At 62.0% G+C, this 5347-nt stretch carries 4 protein-coding genes, 1 pseudogene and 1 riboswitch; all 5 genes and pseudogenes read left to right on the top strand.

Going from position 1 to position 5347, the window contains the following annotated elements; translation table 11 throughout:
- A partial coding sequence (locus tag VFN25_RS02995; protein WP_325138664.1) for a pseudouridine synthase occupies positions 1–470 on the top strand: 470 nt, incomplete at its 5' end.
- Entirely contained in the window at positions 470–1228 is a 759-nt protein-coding gene (pgeF, locus tag VFN25_RS02990) for a peptidoglycan editing factor PgeF (protein ID WP_325138662.1), read from the top strand. The genes VFN25_RS02995 and pgeF, both read left to right, overlap by 1 nt.
- A 119-nt stretch (positions 1229–1347) precedes the next feature.
- Positions 1348–2373: a DUF11 domain-containing protein gene (locus VFN25_RS02985; protein ID WP_325138660.1), complete on the top strand. Its 1026-nt coding sequence runs from the start codon at positions 1348–1350 to the stop codon at positions 2371–2373.
- Between the two features lie 122 nt (positions 2374–2495).
- Positions 2496–3932 (top strand): sigma-54 dependent transcriptional regulator, encoded by a 1437-nt coding sequence (locus tag VFN25_RS02980; RefSeq protein ID WP_325138658.1) that lies wholly within the window; start codon positions 2496–2498, stop codon positions 3930–3932.
- A 299-nt stretch (positions 3933–4231) separates the two neighbouring features.
- A riboswitch (glycine riboswitch) is annotated at positions 4232–4329 on the top strand.
- 41 nt (positions 4330–4370) lie between these two features.
- Positions 4371–5347: pseudogene (locus tag VFN25_RS02975) on the top strand (glycine dehydrogenase); the annotation flags it as partial.

Genomic DNA, 5347 nt, shown 5'->3' with positions numbered 1-5347 from the left:
TATCCGCTCGCAGCGTGCATCGGCAGTACGAGGCACTGGTCTATGGGCCCATGGTGGCGGGCGGCAAGATTGATCAGCCGATCGGCCGCCATCCGGTCGATCGACTTCGTCAGGCCGTGCGCGAGGACGGTCGCGATGCGGTAACCCACTATCGGGTCCGCGAAAAATTCCGCGTCATGACCCTGGTCGAATGCCGCCTCGAAACCGGTCGCACGCATCAGATCCGTGTCCATCTGGCGCATGTGCGCCATCCGATCGTCGGCGACCTGAGTTACGGCAATCTGCGCCTGCCCAAGGGCGCGACACCTGAATTGATCGAGGCATTGCACGGCTTCCGGCGCCAGGCCCTGCACGCCGAGAAGCTCGAATTCGTGCATCCGGGCCGTGGCGAAACCGTCACCTTCGAAGTGCCGCGACCGGCTGACATGGAGGCCTTGATCAACACCGTACGCGATGATTCGCGGAACTGATGACGATTGCGCAAATGGACCCCTGGTTGATACCGGACTGGCCCGCTCCAACAAACGTCCACGCGCGGGTGACGACCCGGCAGACACCGGGCATCTCGGCAGCTCCCCATGATCTTTGCAATCTTGGCAACCGCTGTGGCGATGATGACGCGGCCGTCGCCAGCAACCGCGCCTCGCTGAAATCCCTGTTCAATCTGCCTGCCGATCCGCGCTGGCTGCGCCAGGTCCATGGCATCGGGGTCATGGATGCCGATGCGTCGAATCTGGCCGTTGAGCCACAAGCCGATGCGGCGGTATCGCGCTCGGCCGCTGTCGTGCTGGCCGTGCTCAGCGCCGACTGTCTGCCTGTCTTGTTCTGCTCCAGCGATGGCCGCGAAGTGGCGGCCGCGCATGCTGGCTGGCGCGGCCTTGCCGCCGGTGTGCTCGAGGCGACTCTGGCTTCAATGCAGTCCGAGCCAGGCCGGATTCTGACCTGGCTCGGCCCGTCGATCGGCCCGGCGTCCTATGAAATTGGCGAAGAAGTCCGTCAGGCGTTTGTCGATCATGACCCAGCCTCGGACGCAGCCTTCAAGGCCACTCGTCCCGGCCGTTGGCAATGCGACTTGCCGGCGTTGGCGCGTCTTCGTTTGCGCAATTCAGGCGTTGCCGAAATCAGCGGAGGCGGCTTCGATACGCGTCGTGACAGGCGCTTCTATTCCTACCGTCGCGATCCGCTGAGCGGTCGCTTTGCCAGCCTGATCTGGCGATCTGATTTCTAGCCGCCTGCCGGACTTGACTCGGCTAGCCCGGATTACTCGGTAGTGTGACCGCGTGCCGATCAGCCGTCGCATCATCGGCGTAGCCTTGAGATTCCGGGAGGAGTTCAGGGGACAGTCCGATGAAGATCCTTGCTTCCACGCTGATCGCGACCTTGCTCGCCGGCAGCGCTTCTGCTGCGGAAATGACCGTGCAGAATGATTCGTTGACCAGCTTCGGCAACGCCACGATTCAAGTGGGCTTCGTCACTGGCGAAAAAGGCGCGAGCTGGCTGACCTCACCATGCGACGGCAATATCGTTGCCGTGCAGATATTCTGGCTGTCGGTGACAGGCGGCACCGGCCAGTTGCTTGGCGACTCGATCGATATCTACCGATCCGGCACCTTTCCATCACCCGGCGCACTGGTCCAGCAAATCAACGGCCCCGTGCTGACCGACGGCGTCATCAATGAATACCGGTTTCTCGACGACAACAACACGATTCCCCTGATCGTCCCGGTGACGAACAATGAAACCTTCGTCGTTGCCTACACGTTCGGCGAAGATCCACCGTCCAGCGGACCCAGTCTCGCAGTCGATTCCGATGGCATCGTCGCCAATCGCAATGCGATCTACGCGCAACTCTCGCCAGGCAACTTCTTCTGGTTTTCATCGGAAAACCTCGGCGTCAGCGGTGACTGGGTAATCCGGGCCGTCGTCGACTGCCAGGCCGGCAGCGGCAACGCCGATGTTTCAGCCTCGATAAGCACTTCGCCAGCGCTGTACACACCAGGTGCCGCGATCAGCCATACACTCACGATCAGCAATGCCGGCCCGGCCAATGCGCCGAGCGTAATCGTCGTCGACGCGTTCCCAGGCGCCTATACCGGCACGACCTGGTCATGTGCGGCCAGTGGCGGCGCGACCTGCACCTCGGGCGGCAGCGGCAACATTTCCGCAGTAGTCAACCTGCCAACCAGCAGTCACGTGACTTACACGGTCAACGCAACCGTTGCCCCGGGTACGACCGGCGTCATCTCGAACTCGGTAACTGCCGTGGTCAATGCACCCGCGAGCGATCCGGATACTGACAACAATTCCGCAACCGCCAATGTCGCGCCGGAATCGGATCGGATTTTCGCCAGCAGCTTTGAGCCAGACCCTTGACGTCGCACTTGTCTGCGCGTTCGGTCATTGCGCATCACAATGATTCACACCACTATCCTTTGCCTTCATGCGCGGCGCAGACTAACCTTGTGCGTCGCCCCTGACTCGCTCACGATGTCTGCATGAGTAAACAATACGCCCTGGTAATTGACGACGAACGGGATATCCGCGAGTTGCTGACGCTGACGCTTGGCCGCATGGGCCTGGTTGTGGAAACGGCCGCAACGGTCAGCGAGGCCAAGCAGCGACTCGCGGAAACACAGTACGCGCTTTGTTTTACCGACATGCGTCTGCCCGATGGCACCGGTCACGAGGTGATCGAATTGATTGCCGCGCAGTACCCGGATACCCCGGTAGCCATGATTACCGCCTATGGCAATGTCGACGCGGCGGTGGTCGCGCTAAAGGCGGGGGCCTTCGATTTCGTCTCGAAACCCGTTGATATCAATGTCTTGCGCCGACTCGTCCAGACCGCATTGCGTCTGTCCGAGGAAAAAAAGGCCAACGTCGACGCCAGTGATGCCAAGCTGATCGGCGAATCCGAGCCGATGAAAGAGCTTCGCGCAACGATCGCCAAGGTCGCCCGCAGCCAGGCACCGGTTTACGTTGCCGGTGAATCGGGCGTCGGCAAGGAACTGGTTTCACGAATGATCCACGAATTGGGGCCTCGCGCAGCAGCACCCTTCGTACCGGTCAACTGCGGCGCAATTCCCTCCGAGCTCATGGAAAGTGAGTTCTTCGGCCATCGCAAGGGCAGCTTCACGGGTGCCCATGCCGACAAGGAAGGCCTGTTTCAGGCAGCTGATGGCGGCACTTTGTTTCTGGATGAGGTCGCCGAACTGCCGCTGCACATGCAGGTCAAGCTGTTGCGCGTGATTCAGGAGAAAGCGGTACGCCCGATCGGCGCGCGCGCCGAAGTCGCCGTCGATGTGCGCATCCTTTCGGCGACGCACAAGAATCTCGCCCGCCTGGTCGATCTCGGCTCGTTCCGACAGGATCTTTTCTACCGCATCAACGTGATCGAGCTGCGCGTGCCGCCGTTGCGCGAGCGTCGCGATGATATTTCGCTGCTGGCCGGACGCATCCTCGAACGCCTCGGCCGCGAAACTGATCACGCACCGGCGCGATTGACCGCGGATGCGACGCGCGCTCTGGTCGCCTACGATTTTCCGGGCAACGTCCGCGAACTCGAAAACATCCTCGAACGTGCTGTCGCCCTCTGCGAAAACGGCTCGATCAGTGCTGACGACATGCGTCTGGTCGCACGCACTCCCGCGGCCCAGCAAGCAGACCCGGCCGAATCGAACCTGCCGTCGCGACCCACTGCTTCGCATCACCACGCACCGGGTCGTCCCACGGATAGTGAACACGATTCGGGCTTCATGCTGCCGGATTCCGCCTACAACGGCGATTTGGCCTATACGGTCGCGGAAACTGAGCGCGCCGTCATCACCAAGGCTCTCGAAGCCACGCGCTGGAACCGCACCGCCGCGGCCAAGCAACTCGGCCTGACCCTGCGCCAATTGCGCTATCGGCTTGAAAAGCTCGGCATCGAGTAGTTGCGCCTGCCCGGGGCGAGGCCTCGACCAACCCGGAAATCTCCGCTCCTCCCCGACAAAGTTGCTGGGTCACTGTCTGCGCAGGGAAGAAGGGGAGTGAACCGGCGCAGGAATATCAACGATTTCCCAGCGATCGCTCGCGTTTGCGACAGCGTCACGCCACTTGCTCATGCGGGCAAGCGCGCGAGCGCCGGAAAACCCGGGTATCATGCGCCCCGTTACACGCGGTGGGAGAAGCGAATCCATTCGCTGCCGAAGGCGCAACGCCCGTAATCGCTCAGGCCCCGATACCTCCGCGCGCAAACAACTCTGGAGAGACCGGCACGAACCGGCGCCGAAGGGGCAAGAGGCAGGCACCTGCTTCCAAACTCTCAGGCAAAAGGACAGAGGGGCGCCCGGCGTGCGGCTTCGCGCGCGATCTATGGACGCCCCCAAATCATGAACCAGACTGCCACGCCTTCCCTGCGCGATCTCGAAAATCACTCCGCGTTCGTCGAGCGCCATATCGGCCCGAATGATGCCGAGATCGCGTCAATGCTCGAACTTCTTGGCCACGATTCGCTCGATGCGATGACCGATGCCATCGTACCGGGCAAGATCAAGTCACCCGCACCACTGGCCCTGCCTGCGGCAATCACTGAAGTCGAGGCACTGGCAAAAATTCGCGCCATCGCCGACAACAACAAGGTGTTCCGCAGCTTTATCGGCCAGGGCTACTACGGCACGCACACGCCGAACGTCATCCTGCGCAATATCCTCGAAAACCCGGCCTGGTACACGGCATACACGCCGTACCAGGCGGAAATTTCGCAAGGCCGCATGGAAGCCCTGATCAATTTCCAGACCATGGTCGCCGACCTGACCGGCATGGAAATCGCCAATGCCTCCCTGCTCGACGAGGCAACGGCAGCGGCCGAGGCGATGACCCTGGCCAAGCGCTCGGCAAAATCGAAATCCAATGTGTTCTTCGTATCCAGTGCAGTGCATCCGCAAACGCTCGAAGTGTTGCGTACGCGCGCCGACGGTCTCGACATCGAACTGCATGTTGGCGCGGACGCCGAAGCGGCGAATGTCGACAGCTTCGGCGTGCTGCTGCAATACCCGAACACGTTCGGCCAGATCAATGATTACGCGGCACTCGCCGAGGCCGCGCATGCGCGCGGCGCACTCGTCGCGGTTGCCACCGACCTGCTCGCCCTGACCCTGATCCGCGCGCCGGGCGAATGGGGTGCGGACATCGTCGTCGGCAACAGCCAGCGTTTTGGTGTGTCCTTTGGTTTCGGCGGTCCGCATGCGGGCTTCATGAGCTGCCGCGATGCCTACAAGCGCTCGATGCCGGGCCGCCTGATCGGTGTCTCGATCGATGTCGAAGGCAAGCCGGCCTACCGCCTGACCCTGCAGACCCGCGAGCAGCA

It is taken from the genome of Dokdonella sp. (genome assembly GCF_035703485.1).
Taxonomy (GTDB): Bacteria; Pseudomonadota; Gammaproteobacteria; order Xanthomonadales; family Rhodanobacteraceae; genus Dokdonella.
This window is presented reverse-complemented; position numbering and strand designations above follow the sequence as displayed.